Here is an 18656-nt window from a genome sequence, read left to right as displayed (position 1 = left end):
ATAACGAGGTTTTTTTATTTGCAGCTGGTGTTAAACCACACCACGAGGTAAACGACAATCGTGGTCTTTACCTGCTAGTTCTGCAATCCATAATTCTTCAGCTTTGAAGCCATCGTCGTTGGCTTTAACCACGGTAAAGCCAGATGATTTCTTCGTAACAGCCTGCGGAGCTTTTTTTGTTGTTTTCGGTTTCTTGCTAGGCGCTGTTTGCGTTTTTTCGCTGGCTACAGCTGAACCTGAAGTAAGTTCTTCAGTAAGCGCTGCGACCTCAGCTAGGCGCATATTTTTGCCACCATCAATGCTGTACCAGCCTGATTTTGCTTCGATTTCAGGCTTCTTGCCGTTTGCAGCCTCATAAGCAGCTTCAAAAGCGCTTAATACTTCAGTTTTATCTAGTTTACTCATCGTAGATCCTAGTCGTGTTGTACGCGGATACGCGGGTTTCAGATTAAACTCTATTTATACCCATATTCGCGCTATTTTTCAATTTTTTAAGGTTTTACACTGATAATTATAGCTATTTCAGCGGATTTTGTTGTCTTTTTCAGCATAGCAACTTGTCTACAAGGCGAATTAAATTGATTCTGGATCGATTAACCTTCGCAAGTCTATCCACAATAAACCAATCTGTTCATGCCAGACTTGCGTGACAGACATTAACGCCTGAATATTAGGAATATACATTCTATATTCTGGAAAATGAACGAAGTTGGTGTATTCGGTGGGAGCAGAGACGACTTCGATACCTTGTGCTGCAAACAAATCTGTTGCGCGTTTCATATGATAGGCTGACGTTACGAGTGCGACATCAAAATCAACCAGTTTGGGTGCTAGAGAACTTGCTTCTTCAGCTGTGTCTCTGGCTGAGGGGTTTTGGATGATACGCTTAGACTCAATACCCAATGTAACAGCTGTGTTAGACATCAGGCTGCTGTTGGTGGTTGCACCAAACCCAGCACCAGAGACGATCAACTTTGCATTTGGATATAATTTCGCAAGCCTTACACCTTCAACCAATCTTGATAAGGAGCAGCCCCCAAGCTGGGCATTACTGGGTAAGGTAGATGAGGGGTAAATATCACAACCCAAAACGACTATTTTATCTATATTGTCATGCTTTTTTGCGTTAAATGGTTGCAACGAATGATTGCTGGAACTCAATACAAATTGTGCGAAAAACGGCGTGGCAATGAACCACAGGAAAACGATAACGACCAGTGCGCCGATATAGGGGCGTTTTTTGCTTTTGGCCACAAACAACATAAAGACCAGCAAACAAAGCAGAGAAAGGGGCAACGGCATTACTAACTGGCCAATGACCTTTTTGGTGACGAACATTTACTTTCCTTATTATCAATAGGGACGACGATTAGCCGATAACTAATTGACATAATAAGGTAAAAAATAGCACTTTGTAAGATGAGCAGCCTCTTTAGTGATGAGGCTGGAAACAACTATCTTGCTGTGGTTTTTCGACAAGTATTTAAAAAGTGTCGATAAACAGGGTTGTCTTTCATGCTCTTCTTCATTGCTAGATACATCGGACGGCTCAGTCCCAACGCTCCAAGCGGAATTGACTTGATTAGCCCTTGGCTCTCATAAGGGGTGACCAGCCAATCAGGAAGTGCCGCGACACCCATCCCTGCACTGACCATTTGGAATATTAATAGACCTTGGTCAACAGTTTTCAGTGTGCCGTCAAATCTGGCATTTTGAATAAAGTGTTTAAAAATGTCCTGTCTTTCTCTAGGGATCGGATACGAGATAATCGTTTCGTCTTTTAAATCTAGAGCTGTGACATAGGCTTTTTTGGCTAGCTCATGATCCGGGGCAACGATAAGTTTTAACTTAAAATCAAATAGATGCGCATACTCTAACTGGTCTGGTTCACGAATATCAGATGTCAGTACTAAATCTAACTCATCGTCCATCAGATCAGGGATCGCATCGTAGCTAAAACCACGTTCGTAATCGACTTGGATATCCGGCCAAAAGGTATTGAACTCTTTGATTGTCGGTAGAAGCCAATGAAAGCAAGCATGACACTCGACACTCAATCTTAGTTGTGAGATTGGCTGGTTAAGGCTTTCTTTTAAGCGACATTTCGTTGCTTCTACTTTGGGTAGAACATCGTTAGCCAATTCCAGTAATAACATTCCTTGAGGAGTGAATCTGACTGGCTGAGTTTTGCGCTCAAAAAGTTGGCAGTCAAGCTTATTCTCGAGATCCTTAATCTGATGAGATAAAGCCGATTGAGTTAAAAATAACTCTCTAGCTGTGTTAACCAGAGAACCAGTTTCTTTCAAGGTGGATATGGTTTTGAGGTGCTTTATGTCAATCATTATTAGTTGTTCTCATTTTTTGTTTGAGCAAAACTCAGCTTAGTTTAATTTTACTGTTGTGCGGTTCTGCAATCAATGTCTAGACGTCTATAGTTCCCTCGTGAATTGATTAAAAATTCACAAAATCACTATAACACTAAAAATGACAGCGTTGTCACTATTTAAACAAAAAATTTTCAAAAATTACAATTTAATTTTCTTCATGCTGAATTTAAGCAAAGGGGGGGTGTTCCAAGTAGAAAATAGCACGAGATATATGAATCGGTGTAAACAAGCTTATTTGGGGATAATGCGGGCTTAGGCCCACATTTTCTGGTCGCTTAGTATTGCTTTAAATGTTTTAAAACATCGTCCGCTGCGATCGCTTTGGAAATCACATAGCCTTGTCCGAATTCACAGCCTTTTTGTTTAAGAATTTGCCACTGTTTCTGAGTTTCTATGCCTTCAGCGACGACGTTTAGGTTTAATGAGCGGGCAAGGCCAAGGATAGCATCAACCAGAGGATTGCCTTCTGTGGATAATTGATCGACGAAGCTTTTGTCTATTTTTAGGACATGAATGGGGAGCTGGTGTAAATATCCTAAGGCTGAGTAACCGGTACCAAAGTCGTCCAGATAGAGTCTTACGCCAAGTGACTCTAAACCACGAATAATTTTCGTCGCTAAGGCGAGGTTTTCAATCAAACCAGATTCAGTGATTTCCAAACATAAACTACCGGGGCTTAATTTGTGCTTGTGATACAAACTTTCAATGGTATCTACAAAATCAGCGCTTGCGAAATGTCTAGATGACACATTAACAGTTACGCAAATAGGCTGTTTTGTTTGTTTATTCCACTCCGCCAATTGTCTTGCTGCGAGTGACAATAAATGCAAATCTAACTCGATAATTTGACCAGTTTGCTCTGCGATTTGTATAAATTCATCCGGCAGCACTTGACCATTTTTAGGGTGGTGCCAGCGAACTAAAGCTTCAAAGCTCACGGTTTTGCCCGTTGCTAGATTAAAGATAGGCTGATACACGAGGGTAAATTCATTCTTTTCAATACCATGTTGCAAGTCATTCTCGATATCTGCGCGTTGCTTCATGCGTTTTCGCATGGCATCGTTAAAGAAGCAAATTCTGCCTCGTCCGCTTGATTTGGCCTCATACATAGCCGCATCTGCTTGTTGAAGCAGGTTTACTGCGTCGTCACTATCGCTGTCGGTAAATGCGACGCCAACACTGGTGGAAGCTTGTAGTACATGACCATCGATATGTAGAGGTTTTGCAATCGCTTGACTGATCCGTTCAAGCACAATATCTACTTGTTTTTTGTTTTGGACGTTTTCCATAAAAATTGCAAACTCGTCACCCCCTAATCTGGCGAAGGTATCGGTTTTTCGAATGCACTCTTCAATTAGTCTGACGATCGCAATTAAGAAGTGATCACCCACCTCGTGACCCAGAGAGTCGTTAATACTTTTAAACCTGTCTAAGTCTAGGTATACCAAACAATGCAAACTTTCGTCACTGGCTCTTGAAAGGCGCAAAATACCATGCTTTACCCTTTCAATTAGCAGGTAGCGATTAGCAAGCCCAGTTAAGTCGTCATGCAGTGCGCGGTGCTCCAGAGCTTGACGAGATAATTGTCGGTCAATCGCCATGCTTATCTGACGACTAATATAGGTCAGTATGGAAAGATCGTGTTCAGTAAAAGCTTTGTTCTCTCGGTAGCTCTGAACGACTATCACCCCTTGATATTTACTGTTAACAATAAATGGCACGCCTAGCCATGAAAGTGGTAACCGGCCGACCATGTGAAATTTACCGGCATCTACATGCGATTTAAATTGGGATGCGTCGCAAAGTAGGGCTTGCTGGTTACGTAAAATATAATATGAAGCGGTATGTTTTAGCTGGTCTTTAGAAACTTTTTGATGCGCATTACATTTTTCTCCACCCTCTATCAGATAATCAATTTCTAAGGCGTCCTGTTCGGCATCGTAAAGTCCGATAAAAAAATTCTCTGCGGGTAATAGGCGGCAGATAATATCGTATAGGTCGTCATAAAAGGCTTCTAGGTTTTTAAATCGATAGGTAATGTTGGCAATTTTAAGCAAAGTTTGCTCTAAACGCTGGGCTTGGTGCAGCTGTAATACTGTACTTTGTAGATGCTCGACGGTTCTTAATTGACTTATTTTGGCACTCATTAAGTGACCAACAGTAGTTAATATTTCCAAGTGTGCAGGCGTAAAATAGTTAGCGTCAGGATGTTCACAATCGATAACTCCGATCAATTCACCTTCATAGGCAAGCGGTACGCATAACTCTGACTGAGCGGGAATGGCGTCAGCGATGTATAAAGGGTGGTTTGCGACATTACCACTGATAAATGACTGTTGACTACTTGCAACATGCCCCGTAATTCCTTCTCCTAATGGTATTTTTGTCCGTCCGACCTGATAGGTATTATTGGATGTTGCAACTCCCATGCTTGCAACGGCCTCAAGTGCAGTTTTTTGCTCGTCGACGAGGTAAATTACGCAGTCGACGAACCCTAATTTATTCACAACTTGTGTCGTAACGTAATCAAAAAGCTCAGTTAGTTGCGTGTGGTGTACAAGCGCAGAAGTAAACTGGTTTATGATGCTAAGCTGTTCCGTTTTTGATTCTAGTTTTTGTTTGTCAGATAGCATGCGATTGTCTCGAAAGAGTAATACATTAAAATTGCTTAACCCCTTTGAATGCTCGAAGCGAGGGTAACATCTTTAAGCAATGTATTCTTAAGCATAGCAAATCATGTGCCTTGTGAACGTAAAAACTTTACACGCTCATCGGTGCGGCCTATGATCGGGCAAATTCAGCAGTGGAAAAGAGCGATGACAAACACAAAGACCTTGACTATCACACGACCTGACGATTGGCATGTACACTTAAGAGATGGTGATGTGTTGACCGATACGGTGAGAGACATTAGCCGATACAATGGCAGGGCTATCATTATGCCTAATCTAATTCCTCCAGTGACTGATACCGCAACTGCGCTTGAATATCGCGACAGAATTATTGCAGCCAAGCCAGAATCTCATTTCGAACCACTCATGGTTTTATACCTGACTGATAATACAACACCCGACGAAATCAAAAAGGCGCATGCGACTGGAAAAATAGTTGCCGCTAAGTTGTATCCCGCTGGTGCAACCACCAATTCGGCTTCTGGAGTGACCGACATTGAAAAGGTTTATCCTGCGCTGCAAGCCATGCAAGAAGTGGGTATGCTGTTATTAGTTCATGGTGAAGTCACGGATTCATCTATTGATATTTTCGATCGTGAAAAATTATTTTTGGAAACTAAGCTGGCTAAGGTGGTCGATGCATTTCCAACACTGAAAATTGTTCTTGAGCACATCACCACAAAAGATTCGGTTGAGTTTGTCCAGAATGCACCAGACAATGTTGCCGCAACAATTACCGCGCACCATTTACTTTATAACCGTAACCACATGCTGGCTGGTGGTATTCGTCCACATTTTTATTGCTTACCGATCTTGAAACGTAATATCCATCAGCAAGCTTTGATCGCTGCAGCAACAAGTGGTAATAAAAAATTCTTTTTGGGCACGGACTCTGCTCCTCATAGTAAAGATAAGAAAGAGGCGGCATGCGGTTGTGCAGGAGCCTACACTGCCCATGCATCAATCGAATTGTATGCAGAAGCATTTGAAGATGCAGATGCTTTAGACAAACTAGAAGGCTTTGCAAGTCACTTTGGGCCTGATTTCTATGGTTTACCAAGAAACACAGATACCATCACATTAACGAAATCAGCTTGGCAGGTTCCGCAAAGCTACTCGTTAGGTGACGGTGAAGTAGTGCCTATAAAAGCTGGGGATGAAATTACTTGGCAGGTTGTTTAAATAACCTCATTAATTCAGATTTATCGGCTCATAGTTTACATAAAGGTGCTCTTAGCACCTTTATTTTTTATTATTTTAAATTGATATTTGAATTTTAGATATTGTAATATAATATTAATTAAAATATTAATTCTCGGAGGGGAAAATGAGAACGATTAAATCGTTTATTAAAGAAGCAAGCTTTGGTGATCTTGAAAAAGCACTTGAGTTAATTCAAAAAGCAATAGATGAGCAGCGAGAGCAAGAAGAAGCTAAAAAAGAAGTTATGGCGATGCTTAAAGAAAAAGGCCTTACTCTTGACGATTTAGTGGGTAATGCTGCTCCAGACAAGCGCGCTAAAGTTAAGCCAAAATATAGAGTAGAAAAAGACGGCCAAGTTTTTGAGTGGACTGGACGTGGTAAACGCCCTAAAGCGTTTCAAGGTGTTAATCTAGATGATTGTTTAATATAACAATCGTTACAGGTTTTATACCAAAGCAAGTGTTCTAAAAAACAGAGCAAATTTTTACGATATAAAAAGGATGTGTCAAAATAGGTACGTCCTTTTTATTTTTTTAAGAAACCGACGTAGAGATTTCCCCATTTATACTCTAAGACCCTACCAAGTTGATGCAGTAAAAAGCACTATCAAGCATTTTCAAAAATCGAGTGATTCAGCTGTAATTGTGTTGCCGACAGGCGCAGGGAAAAGCCTCGTTATTGCTGAACTTGCCAAACTGGCTAAACATAAAATTTTAGTACTCACTCATGTAAAAGAATTAGTAGAGCAAAATGCCAACAAGTATATGAGCTACGGTTTGAAAGCGAGTATTTTCTCTGCAGGGTTGAATCAAAAGTCTCTAAGCCATCAAGTGACTTTCGCGAGTGTCCAATCACTAACTAGAAACTTGCAACAGCTAAACGAGTATTATTCGTTAGTAATAATCGATGAATGTCATAGGGTGAGTAACGATAATGAAAGTCAATATAAAAAAATATTAACCAAGTTAAAAGAAAACAATGTTGATTTAAAGGTTTTGGGACTCACTGCGACACCCTATCGTTTAGGGTTAGGTTGGATTTATCACAAGCATTACCATGGGTTTATTAGAGGTACGAGAGACGTACCTTTTGTTAAATGTATATTCGATTTACCGATTAGGTACATGATTGACAAAAAGTATTTAACTGCACCTAAAAAAATAGATCCAGCTGTAGAAAACTATGATTTTTCATTATTATCCAACGACTCCTTTGGACGTTATTCAGAAACAGATTTAAACTTGTTATTGAAACAACAAACTAGAGCAACAAAAAGTATAATTGAACATCTAATTACCATTAGTGAAGATCGTTTGGGTGTGATGATTTTTGCGGCGACAGTATTACATGCTAAAGAAGTGCTTAGCTACTTACCTCAAGATAATTCAGCATTAATTGTTGGGGATACTGAAAATAACCAGCGTGATAGGATTATCGAACAGTTCAAAAATAAAGCCATAAAATTTTTGGTAAATGTTTCAGTGTTAACCACCGGATTCGATGCACCTCATGTTGATGTCATTGCTATTCTCAGGCCAACTGAGTCGGTGAGTTTATATCAACAAATTGTTGGCCGAGGGTTACGCTTGAGTGACACCAAACAAGATTGTCTCGTCATTGACTATGCGGGTAACGAATACGATTTGTTTTATCCTGAAGTTGGTAGTAAAAAGCCAAACACGGATAGCGAGCCTGTGCAAGTCGTATGTCCTGGTTGTGGCTTTGCTAATATTTTCTGGGGCAAGCTAGATGAGCAAGGCAAAGTGATAGAACATTATGGAAGGCGTTGCCAAGGACTATTAGAAGATGACTTGGGGAGTTCGGAGCAGTGTGATTACCGGTTTAAATTTAAAGAGTGTGATAGCTGTGGTGCAGAAAATGATATTGCGGCGCGACAATGTCACAGTTGTCATGCGGTGATGGCAGATCCTGACGATAAACTTCGAGCAGCGCTGAACTTAAAAAATGCGATGGTATTACGATGCTGTGGATTAGCGGTGGAAGTTATAACCGATAATAAATTGAAGGTAACGTACTACGATGAAGATGGTGCTAGCTGCTCGGAAGTCTACGACTTTAACAACAGCAAAAGCGTTTACCATTTCCACCGTTTCTTTGCTAAGCGCACCAAAACCAATAAGCCAATGAGCTGGAAGCAAGCTTGTGATATTGACTCTGTAACGCTAGTTGCTCCTGATTTTGTGGTTGCGAAACGACATCAAAAATATGGTTGGCAAGTGAGTGATAAAATCTTTGATTATCAAGGAGCTTATCGTAAAGCTGATAAGAGCTAGTGTGAGTGGTAGAAGGGGAGATGGTTAGGCCATCAAACCCCAACCATCTCCATAGCCTTCATGGCTATTGGCGATACTTTCGATATATTGTTCTGTCTGACCAAGTAAAGTGTGCTCAGGCACCATAGTTACGGTTGTAATTACTTCCCAGACACCAGTGTCTTTGCATTGTTGAAGCTCTGTTTTTGGAGCTAATTCATCTTCAGATATTGCTTTCATAAAGCTTTGAGCTTGATCTTTTTTCTCAAACAAAATAAAAAAATCAATGTGTTGGGGAATGGTTAAGTCTACACCTTCTGCAGCTATCTCGGTTAAAAGTTGGCCGTTGTCATCATTTGGAAATTGCATATTGCTACTCTGCTGTATCAGTTGCCTATATTGTCCGATATCTTCTCTAAAATAAAAAGCTTATAGCGTAATTAATTGCTATTTTGTTGGTGAGAAAGGGTATTGATTTTGTGAGGTGGCTTAGGGTTAAACAATGCAGAACAATTGTCTTGGAGTCGCTGAAGATGTGTACTGAAAATAAACCCAACGTTCAGTTTTATTTCTGTATAATCATCGTAATATAATACTAATCCATATAAAGAACTAACTAATTTTAGGAACGAAATCTATAGTTATCTATGTTGAGAATTTCTTATTTATAACGACTAAACAGAAAAGTTTCGTCTAGATATCGATACAACTTTCTCAGCCAAAAATGGGCTACTTTAGTAAGTGAATAGGTATAGATTACAAAGTGGTATCTCAGCTTCATACGCTGTCACATCGAAACCAGATAACGACTGACAGCAGTAACAACACCAATCACAGGCGGGCTTCTTTGAGCAACAGTAATTTGCTGGCTAATGTAATAAAGCGTTTTTTCATTTCTGTTTTCTTCGCAGCGGTTTTGACCAGTCATTACAGTTTTGCGGAGCCTACACAGCGTCCTTTCAGTTCGACAATAAAAGAGATTCAAATTAACGTTGAAAATAGTAGTGTACGAGACAACATTGCCGGCTTTTTAGCGCAATACCAAGGAAAAACACCGAACAAGCTCGTCATGAAGGAGTTAAAAGCTCGTACAGATAAGGCCTTACAGGCGCTGGGCTACTACCAATATGATTTAGTTTTTGCAATGAATAATGGTGTCCTAACACTAAGTGTGGCGTTAAAAGAACCTGTGATATGGCGTGAAATAGATATTCGCCTTGTCGGGGAGGGTCAACAAGATAGCGTGTTGAAGGAGCTGTCTGCTCAATTGCCTATTAAACAAGGTATCCAGGTCAACCATGCGGATTATGAACAAACCAAAGCACTGTTCGAAAGTGAGTTATTAGAACGAGGCTATTTTACATTCCGTTGGTTAGAAACCAAATTAGAAGTACATCGGAAAAAAGGTTATGGGATTGCTCGACTGCACTTAGATACCGGACCTCGCTTTGTTTTCGGCAATATTGTCATAGGCGGAGATACTCGAGCTTCTGAGTACATTACTAATCAAGTTACCTTTGAACCTGGGCAGCCATTTTTGGCAAATACACTTTCAGAATTCAATCAAATCCTTAATAAAATGCCTTATTTTAGCAGTGTTCGAGTTTATCCATTGTTAAAAGAGCGAGTCAATAAGCACGTTCCGATTGGCATTCATGTTGAAGACAAACCCTCTAACAGCTTTGAAATCGGTGGAGGTTATGGTGATGATGTTGGCGCCAAAGCTCGTTTTAAATGGGTTAAACCTTGGGTTACCAGTGCCGGACATACTTTTGAGTCCAACCTAAGATTATCGCAAAAACAACAAGATATTACCGCGAGTTACACCATTCCTGTAGATGATCCCAATGATGATGTTTGGCGTGTTTTGGCGGGGTATCAGTTACAAGATGATGTCACTGATGGCGTAGACAGTAAGATTTGGAATATCCAGTTGCAGCGCCAGTGGCTAACGTCTGACCACTGGGTACGCACCGCTTTTATTAAGCGGGAACATGAATCGACGGAGCAACAAGGTGATATTCAACGTACAGAAATGCTGATCCCTGGAATTAGTTATTTAAAAAAACAGGCCAAGGGCGGAGCTTTACCGTTTTGGGGCAACGAACGCCTAATTTCCATAGAATTTGCAGCTGATGACTTACTCTCATCAGTGGATATGTTAAAGCTGCGTTGGAACAATCAATGGTTAAGGAATTCCGGTGACAAGCACCTTTATATCGCTCGCTTAGATTTAGGTGCAATAGTGACCGAAAATATCGAGTTACTGCCATTTAACCATCGCTTTTTAGCAGGAGGGGATCAAAGTGTAAGGGGGTTTGCGTATGAGTCAATTGGGCCCAAAGATGATGAAGGGAAAGTGCTTGGAGGAAAATACCTAGCGACGGCATCACTAGAATACAACTATCAATTTCATCCAAAATGGCGCTTAGCGTTATTTAGCGATGCTGGCACTGCTACGAATGACTTTTCGGAGCAAGTAGAAGTGGGGGCTGGTTTTGGCTTTCGCTATTTAACTCCCGTCGGCCCAATTCGGTTAGATCACGCTTGGGGACTGACGAAAGACAGTAAAAGCACACGTTTGAGCATCGTCATAGGACCTGAAATCTAATGCAAATTAAAAACATAAAACGAAGAATAATCACCAGCTTGGTGTGCCTGTTTTTATTTGCGGTGAGCCTATTTTTTACCTTACCTGGACACAAGTTCTTGGTGTGGCTTGCCAATCAAACGGTTTCAGGGTTAGTGATTGAACAGCCGAGGGCTCGATTGTTATCTGGCACACCACTGACACTTGCGTATCACAGTGATGGGATCGTTGTAAAAGGGCGAAATGTGCGAGTGACGTTGGAGTGGTTCTCCTGCGCGACAATTTGTATCAGCTTGCACGGTGAGCAAATTAGTATTCGACAAAATCAGTCAGCAAGTGAGCAACTAGAGCCAGAGCTTGAGGTAGAACCAGAATCGAAGCGAACATCAAAGCTGCTCCCTTTTTCCCTTCAGCTTAAAGAAATAAAGCTAAACAAGATTAAAGTGGAAACACCACAACTAGCCTTAACAGTAAACAAGGTAGATTCATCGGTTAGTGTGAGTGACAGGCAGATCCAAATTCCGTTTTTACAAATAGCAAGCTTCCAAGCGGTTACTTTCGAGCAGCAAGCCACTACTGTGCAATCACCTTTAACTGAGTTAGCACCGATTACCTTACCTAACATCGATGTGCCAATATCTTTGCAGCTCAGGCGTTTTGTTGTGCATCAACTTGCGATTAATGAACAACAACTGCAAAACCTAAAGTTTGATGAGTTGAACTTAGATGAGACGCAGTTGGCGTTATCAGGTATCAACGCTAGTTACCAAGACATGCAGTTTACTGCTAACGGGACTGTGACGCTCAGTGACTTCGGTCTGAACCTAACCACGCAAGTCGCTGATAAAAACAATACGCTTAGCGCAGAAATGGCGGGTCACTTAAATGAGTTGCACATAAATGTAGCGACTGAAGGTCAAATCGTAAGTACTTTGCAGCTGCAAGCCGATTTGACTCAACGTAACTGGCCATTTGATCTAACAACTAAGTTGCATGACTCTCAAATGGCTATTAACGGCCTATCTCCTCAATCCGTCAGTGTTGATATGCGCGGTGATGCAAGTCGTTATCACTTCAACATGGATAGCATGCTGTTATTAGATCAAATTGGACAAGCGAAAGTAAAAGCTTCAGCCGCAGGTGGCTTGGATAAGCTAGAGATTAATCACCTGAAGATGGAATTACCAGATTCTACGTTTGCTGCAACAGGAAAAGTAGCTTGGGGTGAGAAGTTAACATCGGAACTCCAAGTCCAGTTTAATGCGCTGCCCATAGGCAAAATTTTAGCGCTTGCCGAGGTCGAAGGTATACCTGAACAAGACAGTTTGTCAGGTGGGACAGAGCTTGAGTTTACCTATCAAGGTTCAGAATGGCAGCTGATGGTGAACCAGCTCAGCGCCACTGGAGACATAGCCAATAAGCCATTAACGTTAGACGCACAATTAAGCTTGAATGACCGTCTACAGGGAGAAGTTAAGCACAGCATAGTTCGCTATGGAAACAGTTTAATTGATGTTCAAGGAGAGCTGGGTAAACAACTTGATTTGATGGCCAAAGTGCATCTTGCACATGAACATTCAGAGCTCATTCCGGTGGATATTATTGGACAGGGGGAGTTGTTTATCCGCGGAGATTATCAGCAGCCTCAGTTACAAAGCACAGTAGCTATTAATAGGGTAAACACACAGCAGCTAAGCCTAACCGGAGTAAATATTTCAACCAGTGGACTATTGTCAATGCAACCTAGTGGTCAACTGAGTGTATCTATAGATGCTATTGAGCAAGGGCAGCAACAGCTTGAGAACATTAAACTTAAGCTTGACGGTGATGTTGCCCAGCATAGGTTAAAGTTGACTGTGAGAGATCCACTGGTGGTCGGTGATTTGAGCCTAACTGGCCAAACAACAGCTGCGGGTTGGCAAGCAACGCTGGCACAAGGGCAATTTACGGCGAAAGGAAAAACACTCAAGCTGAGCGAGCCGGCATTGATTGAAATGGGGGCGAACACACAATCAATCGCACCGCAATGTTGGAAGGTGGAAACAGCATCGGTGTGTTTTGAAGTAACGCAAAAGCAAGGGCAAGGCATAGCCAAACTAAACGCACAACATATTGATCTTGAAAAGCTGACTGCGTGGTTGGGTGGAGACTTTTTTGCATACGGGCAAGCTAATACAGCGGCCGAAGTGCAGTGGCAGCATGGCAAACTGTTGGGTGCTAAAGCCACCGCCAGATTAACCTCAGCAGGGGTAAGTTATCAACAGCAAAACCTACCGATTGAACATGTGGCGTTGAGCGTCACGTCGAATCAGCAGCAAGTATCGGGAAACTGGCAACTGGACTCTTCGGTTTTAGGTGCGTTGAACGGTACGTTTCAAACGCCACTCAATCAGGCTAACCCTACGCTGCGCGGCAATATTGAAATTCAAGGAATAGCGCTTGATAAGTTAACTCCATTTGTTGAAAAATCGTTAGATCAAGAACTACAGATGGGTGGAAATATTAGCGGTGCAATGGCGCTCAGCGGGGTATTAAACGCACCTGAATTAACAGGTGAACTAACGTTGCAATCGTTGGCATTGAGTAGTCCTTTGTCTCCTGTTGAAGTCTCTGATGGTTTTGGCAAGCTTAGTGTTAATAAGCAAAGTGCGCGGTTTAATGCTGACATAAAAGCCAAGCAAGGTGGTGATTTGCAGCTCAATGGAGAGTTAAATTGGGCGTCAAAATTACACGCAAACTTAAATGTCACGGGTGATGCGTTGTTTATTCAAGCCAATTCAAACGTCGAGTTGACAGCATCTCCGAATATTCAAGTGAGTTATCGCGACCAATTATTAGATGTGTCTGGCAAAGTTTTGGTGCCGTACGGACGCGTGAATATCGATTCTTTGCCAGAGGGGGTGGTATCTCCAAGTGATGATCAAGTCATTATTGACGCAAAAGCACAAGAGCCGACCCAATCGAAAATTGCGCAGCGAATTGATTTGCATTTGATCGTTGCTGATAACTTCAGAGTTAAGGCGCTCGGCCTTGATAGTTTTATCCATGGTGAACTTGAGATAGATAAACAACCTGACTCTGTGCTACTGGCGACTGGGGAGCTTGCGCTGCGTGAAGGCAGTTATCGTGCATTTGGACAAGATTTGTTGATCCGAACAGGGCAAATTGGATTCAATGGGTCGCTAGAGCAGCCTTATTTGAATATAAAGGCGATACGTAACCCGGAAGTCACTGCGGATGGTGTGATTGCGGGTGTTGAGTTAGCTGGAAGTATTAAGCACCCCAAGCTCAATGTTTACTCAGAACCGGCGATGGATCAGGGTAAAGCATTGGCTTATTTACTAAATGGTCAACCTTTTGGTGAAGGAGAAGGCTCAAACAATGCACTGTTGACGCAGCTTTTGCTGTCGCAGGGCATCGATAGAAGTGAAGGCTTTTTTTCTAAGGTGGGTAATAAACTCGGCTTCAGTGACGTAAATTTAGCTGCCAAAGGTAGCGGTGATGACACCCAAGTGGAAGTATCTGGCTATATTACCCCGAATGTTCAAGTCAGCTATCGGGTGGGGGTATTTGAGTCAATGAATGAAATAGCGCTGCGTTATCGAGTATTTTCGAAGTTTTATATCGAAGCGACTAGCGGTCTATATGACAGTGTTGACTTACTTTATAAATTTGATTGGGATACAGATTAACAGCGCCAGCTATTTGATTATCTTCATAGTTTGATAATGTATCTGCAATAGAACAAAAACAAAATTGGGAAAACAACAATGAAAAAAACCATACTTTGCGTAACACTTGCGATGCTCACAAATTTTGTGCAAGCGGAAACAATGAAATCACCTTCTGAAATTATTGCCACCGCCACAGCACAAGATTGGCAACAACTCGATCCTGAAAACATTTTACAAATCGATTTACCTACAGGACCGGTCTATATTGCGTTAAATCCGCAACTGGCTCCGGGTCATGTAAACAACATCAAAGCACTGGCCCGCGAAGGCTTTTATAGTGATTTATCTATGTATCGTTTTGTTGAAAACTTTGTCGCACAAGGTGGTGATATGAAGGACAGTAAGCAGCCAAAACAAGGTAAAAAAGCGATACCTCAAGAATTTTTTTATACTTCAAAAGCAGAACTAGCTATTACTCCGATAAACTCAGTTGATGGTTATGCCTCGCGAACAGGGTTCTTAAACGGCTTTGCTGTGGCGCAAAATCAAGCAGGAACAAAAACTTGGATGACTCACTGCGTTGGTTCGTTCGCCATGGCACGCAGCAATGATGTAAACAGTGGTGGCACCGAGTTTTATATTACTTTAACGCCACAACGCTATCTAGATAAGAATACCACCGTGTTTGGCCAATTACTTGCTGGGATGGAGCATGTGCAAAAACTAGATAGAGCACCCACAGAAGGGCAACCTTATAATACTATTCATGGTGTATCGGTGCTTGCAGATAATAAGTCTAAGGTAAGTTTTAAGCGTTTGAAAACCGATACAAAGTTATTCGAGCAGCTGATAGCCGCGCGCAAAAACCGTGCGGGAGAATGGTTTGTTGATAGACCAAACCACACGGATGTTTGCTCCGTCCCAGTGCCAGTCGAAATGACGGAAGGTTAGAGCTGAGTGAACTGCGGCTTGTTATAAAGCAAGCCGCGAAGCGAGTTTACTGTCGGTTAGTTCTAACGGTAAACGTGGTTTTATTTTGGACACTAGAGCGGAAAGGGTTGATATCAAGTCCCCCACGTCTGGTGTATCTGGCGTAAACTTCCAGCTCTATAGGCGCCAATTTTCGCCATAATTCGCAGTAAATACGTTCCACACACTGTTCGTGAAATTCATTGTGATCTCTGAAGGAGATGAGGTACTTCAGCAGTGAAGCTCGGTCTATTTTCTTGCCTTTATAGCGAATAATAATACTGGCCCAGTCGGGTTGAGAAGTTATCAGGCAGTTAGATTTGAGCAGATGACTGTGTAGTGTTTCTTCAACCAATTCATCGCTTTGGGTGGTTAACAGCGAGCTATCCGGGGTATAGCTGTCAATTTCAATATCTAAATCATCAATACATTCACCCGGCATAGCGCTGAATGGAATGCACGCAAAATCATCTGGCCCGTACAAGGTAACCATGACCTCAGTGTTAGCAGCATGAGAAAGGTCGCGACATAGAATTTGTTGTACTTGCTCTGATGAGTCAAAGCGGGTTTGATTAAAACTATTTAAATACAACTTAAACGACTTAGATTCGATGATATGTGAGCTTTGACATGGAAATACAAAGGTCGCCACGGCAACTTGTGGCTTTCCTTTGTTATTTAGCCAAGATAGCTCATAGCCAGTCCATGTGTCTTCACCTTTGAATGGTAAATTTTGTTCGTCGACGGCTATTTGATCGCGGTTTAGTTTACGTGCAATAGGATGCAGTAAACTCGGTGTATAGTCCGAAGCGTATTCGGTGCTTTTACCCAGTAGCGATGACTGAAGTTCTTCTGAATTGCTGTAGTCTGTCATGTTAATTCATTACTCGTTACAATGGTGCAATTATAGCGAATTACAAAGAGAACTTCAGCATGAGCCTTATCGACAAATTGCAGCAACTTCATTTAGCTCACGAGCGCTATTGTCTTGATGCAACACAGCAGATGCCACAGATATACCATGACCCAGATTGGCCAAGTGAATGTGAACGAGGTGAGGTAAATAGTTTAGGAGAGATTGCTTGGCAGGCGGTAAAGCGAGGTGATATCGGTAGCTTAGAAAAATTAGCACAAGCCCTAGAGTGCCAGTTTCCTGATGACCTGAGTGATTTCTATGGCGGCTTTTATGCAGGTAACGTCGAAGCATTTTTTGATGGCAAAAAAATAGAACTATTGCAGGCATGGAATGACGAAGATTTTGCCCGGCTTCAGCAAAACATCACGGGCCACGTGCTGATGAAAAGACGGTTGAAACAACCTGATACGGTGTTCATCGGCTTAACAGAACAAGAAGACCTGTTAATTTCGGTGGATATTTCTTCAGGTGAAGTGGGGCTCGAGTTCGTTGGCAAGAAGCAGCATCATATTTTGGCGAGTTCTCTCTCTGCGTTTATTGAGCAGTTACTGACGCAATACCCCAACTAACTTATAGTGTGCAGCGCACATTATTGTGTGCGCTATCACCTTATTGAAAATCCCAAGAAATGTTAGAAACCAGCTGGCATTGCTCACAACGAAAATCAAACAACTCAAACCAGGGGTCGTCAAGCAGCCAATCTCCATTACAGCTCGGGCATTTACGTGATTTTTCGGCCTCAAGACTTTCGCCACCAACGCGATACAGATAATAGTAAACCGGCTTTTCGGTTAAATAACGGATGCGCTTGCTTAACTCCATGCCTCGTCTAAATAAATCGCTGTCTATGCTGGAGATTTCTTCAAGAGCTGCAAACTCACAGCGAGTTGCACCATTGATTTGAATTTGGTCGCAGGCTTGCCAGTCTTCTTGCCATTTTATTAGCGCTTTATAGTCACCATTGGCAATCGCAGGGATTGTATATAGTGGTACAGGTAAAAAATCATCACCGCAATATAAAGGGCTACAGGTATGAACATAGGTTGTGTATAAAATATAGCTGGATGGGCTTTTACAGGCGTCGGCGCCATTGGCATGAATATCTTGACCAATGACTTTTACTTTGGGTGCTAACAAGCCTGCTTGTTGTAGCTGTTCAATGGCGAACTTTACAAAGGGACTGGCGTTTAATGGGTGCAAAGAGTCTTCTTCAGGGCACATCACACGCGTTACAAAAAAACCTTCTTTTAGTACGGTAGGAAACTCGTCACCGATGATCTGACCGTTAAAGCGCAGCGCATTAACGACGGTATTGATGGCTTTCTCAGCTTTTGTCAAAGTCGTTTCTTCATAACAGTCAAAAGTGAGATCAACAACAAACATTATTTACGCTCCAAAAGAGCAAGTAATTTGTCCAGCTTTGCTTCAATACGATCAAGTTGTGATGAGGATTCTGCTTGGCGTTCTGCAATAGGCTGGGATAGTGATTTTATACTATCTGGGTATTGTTTATACGCACTCATTGCCGCGATGATTTCAGGTATAGGTAATGGACTCGGTAATTTACTTTTGATGAGTGCAACGCTGGGAGTTTTATCTTCATCCAAAAGCGTTTGAATGGCGTGAGCGATAGCCGGGTGCATAAAGGCTCCTAAACTAGAAAAGCTGAGGAGCCGATAATATCATTTTTTGTGTCAAAGAGGGTACTGGGGTTATCTTAATAGTGTATCTAGCTCGTCTATCATCTCACTCCAATCCGCATCTGCTCGTAACGACTCTTCAATAAAATGACGCTGGCCGTCATTCCAAAACGGTGCTTCACTGATCAACATATCGCTAGGAATACGGTGGTTGCGGATAAACTTGTCGATACTCTCTGGGCTATTGTCTAATCCCAGTTGAGAAAATAGCGTGGCGATATTGTGATTACTAGTATCCATCTGACGCTCCATTTATTGCCTGAAATTTAGTC

At 41.9% G+C, this 18656-nt stretch carries 16 protein-coding genes; 7 read left to right on the top strand and 9 right to left on the bottom strand.

Features of this window, described 5'->3' with window-relative positions; genetic code table 11:
• Positions 1 to 30: 30 nt before the first annotated feature.
• From ACSLBF_RS12205 to ACSLBF_RS12190, 4 genes are all read right to left on the bottom strand, one after another.
• Entirely contained in the window at positions 31 to 405 is a 375-nt protein-coding gene (locus tag ACSLBF_RS12205) for a hypothetical protein (RefSeq protein WP_440053662.1), read from the bottom strand.
• Positions 406 to 573: 168 nt separating this feature from the next.
• Positions 574 to 1338, bottom strand: a complete 765-nt coding sequence (locus ACSLBF_RS12200; RefSeq protein WP_440053661.1) for a YdcF family protein — start codon at positions 1336 to 1338, stop codon at positions 574 to 576.
• A gap of 116 nt (positions 1339 to 1454) precedes the next feature.
• Positions 1455 to 2342: a LysR substrate-binding domain-containing protein gene (locus tag ACSLBF_RS12195; protein ID WP_440053660.1), complete on the bottom strand. Its 888-nt coding sequence runs from the start codon at positions 2340 to 2342 to the stop codon at positions 1455 to 1457.
• A 320-nt stretch (positions 2343 to 2662) separates the two neighbouring features.
• The gene (locus ACSLBF_RS12190; RefSeq protein ID WP_440053659.1) at positions 2663 to 5020 is read right to left on the bottom strand and encodes a bifunctional diguanylate cyclase/phosphodiesterase; all 2358 of its coding nucleotides are present in this window, start codon (positions 5018 to 5020) and stop codon (positions 2663 to 2665) included.
• Positions 5021 to 5203: 183 nt separating this feature from the next.
• Between ACSLBF_RS12190 and pyrC the strand changes: the two genes are divergently transcribed.
• The 3 genes from pyrC to ACSLBF_RS12175 all read left to right on the top strand — a co-directional run bounded on the left by pyrC (position 5204) and on the right by ACSLBF_RS12175 (position 8556).
• Positions 5204 to 6241: a dihydroorotase gene (pyrC, locus tag ACSLBF_RS12185; protein WP_440053658.1), complete on the top strand. Its 1038-nt coding sequence runs from the start codon at positions 5204 to 5206 to the stop codon at positions 6239 to 6241.
• A 145-nt stretch (positions 6242 to 6386) separates the two neighbouring features.
• Positions 6387 to 6692, top strand: a complete 306-nt coding sequence (locus ACSLBF_RS12180; RefSeq protein ID WP_440053657.1) for an H-NS histone family protein — start codon at positions 6387 to 6389, stop codon at positions 6690 to 6692.
• A 70-nt stretch (positions 6693 to 6762) separates the two neighbouring features.
• On the top strand, positions 6763 to 8556 hold the full coding sequence (locus ACSLBF_RS12175) for a DEAD/DEAH box helicase family protein (protein WP_440053656.1): 1794 nt from the start codon (positions 6763 to 6765) through the stop codon (positions 8554 to 8556).
• A gap of 24 nt (positions 8557 to 8580) precedes the next feature.
• Here ACSLBF_RS12175 and ACSLBF_RS12170 read toward each other — a convergent pair whose 3' ends face one another.
• On the bottom strand, positions 8581 to 8904 hold the full coding sequence (locus tag ACSLBF_RS12170; protein WP_440053655.1) for a ribonuclease E inhibitor RraB: 324 nt from the start codon (positions 8902 to 8904) through the stop codon (positions 8581 to 8583).
• A 478-nt stretch (positions 8905 to 9382) separates the two neighbouring features.
• Here ACSLBF_RS12170 and ACSLBF_RS12165 point away from each other — a divergent pair, with 478 nt between their 5' ends.
• The 3 genes from ACSLBF_RS12165 to ACSLBF_RS12155 all read left to right on the top strand — a co-directional run bounded on the left by ACSLBF_RS12165 (position 9383) and on the right by ACSLBF_RS12155 (position 15750).
• A complete protein-coding gene (locus ACSLBF_RS12165) occupies positions 9383 to 11146 on the top strand; it encodes an autotransporter assembly complex protein TamA (RefSeq protein ID WP_440053654.1) in 1764 nt (587 codons plus the stop codon).
• Positions 11146 to 14817, top strand: coding sequence for a translocation/assembly module TamB domain-containing protein (locus ACSLBF_RS12160; RefSeq protein ID WP_440053653.1), 3672 nt, complete (start codon positions 11146 to 11148; stop codon positions 14815 to 14817). Before ACSLBF_RS12165 ends, ACSLBF_RS12160 begins: the two co-directional genes overlap by 1 nt.
• Positions 14818 to 14895: 78 nt before the next feature.
• On the top strand, positions 14896 to 15750 hold the full coding sequence (locus ACSLBF_RS12155) for a peptidylprolyl isomerase (RefSeq protein ID WP_440053652.1): 855 nt from the start codon (positions 14896 to 14898) through the stop codon (positions 15748 to 15750).
• 46 nt (positions 15751 to 15796) lie between these two features.
• Here ACSLBF_RS12155 and queF read toward each other — a convergent pair whose 3' ends face one another.
• Positions 15797 to 16642, bottom strand: a complete 846-nt coding sequence (queF, locus tag ACSLBF_RS12150) for an NADPH-dependent 7-cyano-7-deazaguanine reductase QueF (RefSeq protein WP_440053651.1) — start codon at positions 16640 to 16642, stop codon at positions 15797 to 15799.
• A gap of 59 nt (positions 16643 to 16701) precedes the next feature.
• Here queF and syd point away from each other — a divergent pair, with 59 nt between their 5' ends.
• Positions 16702 to 17253 carry a SecY-interacting protein gene (syd, locus tag ACSLBF_RS12145; RefSeq protein ID WP_440053650.1) on the top strand — a complete coding sequence of 184 codons (552 nt, stop codon included), beginning with the start codon at positions 16702 to 16704 and terminating at the stop codon, positions 17251 to 17253.
• A 40-nt stretch (positions 17254 to 17293) separates the two neighbouring features.
• Here the strand turns inward: syd and ACSLBF_RS12140 are convergent, their stop codons facing one another.
• The 3 genes from ACSLBF_RS12140 to ACSLBF_RS12130 form a co-directional block, all read right to left on the bottom strand.
• Positions 17294 to 18067 (bottom strand): Zn-ribbon-containing protein, encoded by a 774-nt coding sequence (locus tag ACSLBF_RS12140; protein WP_440053649.1) that lies wholly within the window; start codon positions 18065 to 18067, stop codon positions 17294 to 17296.
• Positions 18067 to 18327 (bottom strand): hypothetical protein, encoded by a 261-nt coding sequence (locus tag ACSLBF_RS12135; RefSeq protein ID WP_440053648.1) that lies wholly within the window; start codon positions 18325 to 18327, stop codon positions 18067 to 18069. The genes ACSLBF_RS12140 and ACSLBF_RS12135 overlap by 1 nt, the downstream gene beginning before the upstream one ends.
• Positions 18328 to 18396: 69 nt before the next feature.
• Positions 18397 to 18624: a DUF2789 domain-containing protein gene (locus ACSLBF_RS12130; RefSeq protein WP_440053647.1), complete on the bottom strand. Its 228-nt coding sequence runs from the start codon at positions 18622 to 18624 to the stop codon at positions 18397 to 18399.
• Between the last annotated feature and the right edge of the window lie 32 nt (positions 18625 to 18656).

This window comes from Pseudoalteromonas sp. T1lg65 (assembly GCF_051930985.1).
GTDB lineage: Bacteria > Pseudomonadota > Gammaproteobacteria > Enterobacterales > Alteromonadaceae > Pseudoalteromonas.
This window is presented reverse-complemented; position numbering and strand designations above follow the sequence as displayed.

Bases quoted from the DNA above. Each gene is read 5' to 3' on its own strand.
- ACSLBF_RS12205 (WP_440053662.1), bottom strand. From the start codon at position 405: ATGAGTAAACTAGATAAAACTGAAGTATTAAGCGCTTTTGAAGCTGCT.
- ACSLBF_RS12200 (WP_440053661.1), bottom strand. From the start codon at position 1,338: ATGTTCGTCACCAAAAAGGTCATTGGCCAGTTAGTAATGCCGTTGCCC.
- ACSLBF_RS12195 (WP_440053660.1), bottom strand. From the start codon at position 2,342: ATGATTGACATAAAGCACCTCAAAACCATATCCACCTTGAAAGAAACT.
- ACSLBF_RS12190 (WP_440053659.1), bottom strand. From the start codon at position 5,020: ATGCTATCTGACAAACAAAAACTAGAATCAAAAACGGAACAGCTTAGC.
- pyrC (WP_440053658.1), top strand. From the start codon at position 5,204: ATGACAAACACAAAGACCTTGACTATCACACGACCTGACGATTGGCAT.
- ACSLBF_RS12180 (WP_440053657.1), top strand. From the start codon at position 6,387: ATGAGAACGATTAAATCGTTTATTAAAGAAGCAAGCTTTGGTGATCTT.
- ACSLBF_RS12175 (WP_440053656.1), top strand. From the start codon at position 6,763: ATGTGTCAAAATAGGTACGTCCTTTTTATTTTTTTAAGAAACCGACGT.
- ACSLBF_RS12170 (WP_440053655.1), bottom strand. From the start codon at position 8,904: ATGCAATTTCCAAATGATGACAACGGCCAACTTTTAACCGAGATAGCT.
- ACSLBF_RS12160 (WP_440053653.1), top strand. From the start codon at position 11,146: ATGCAAATTAAAAACATAAAACGAAGAATAATCACCAGCTTGGTGTGC.
- ACSLBF_RS12155 (WP_440053652.1), top strand. From the start codon at position 14,896: ATGAAAAAAACCATACTTTGCGTAACACTTGCGATGCTCACAAATTTT.
- queF (WP_440053651.1), bottom strand. From the start codon at position 16,642: ATGACAGACTACAGCAATTCAGAAGAACTTCAGTCATCGCTACTGGGT.
- syd (WP_440053650.1), top strand. From the start codon at position 16,702: ATGAGCCTTATCGACAAATTGCAGCAACTTCATTTAGCTCACGAGCGC.
- ACSLBF_RS12140 (WP_440053649.1), bottom strand. From the start codon at position 18,067: ATGTTTGTTGTTGATCTCACTTTTGACTGTTATGAAGAAACGACTTTG.
- ACSLBF_RS12135 (WP_440053648.1), bottom strand. From the start codon at position 18,327: ATGCACCCGGCTATCGCTCACGCCATTCAAACGCTTTTGGATGAAGAT.
- ACSLBF_RS12130 (WP_440053647.1), bottom strand. From the start codon at position 18,624: ATGGATACTAGTAATCACAATATCGCCACGCTATTTTCTCAACTGGGA.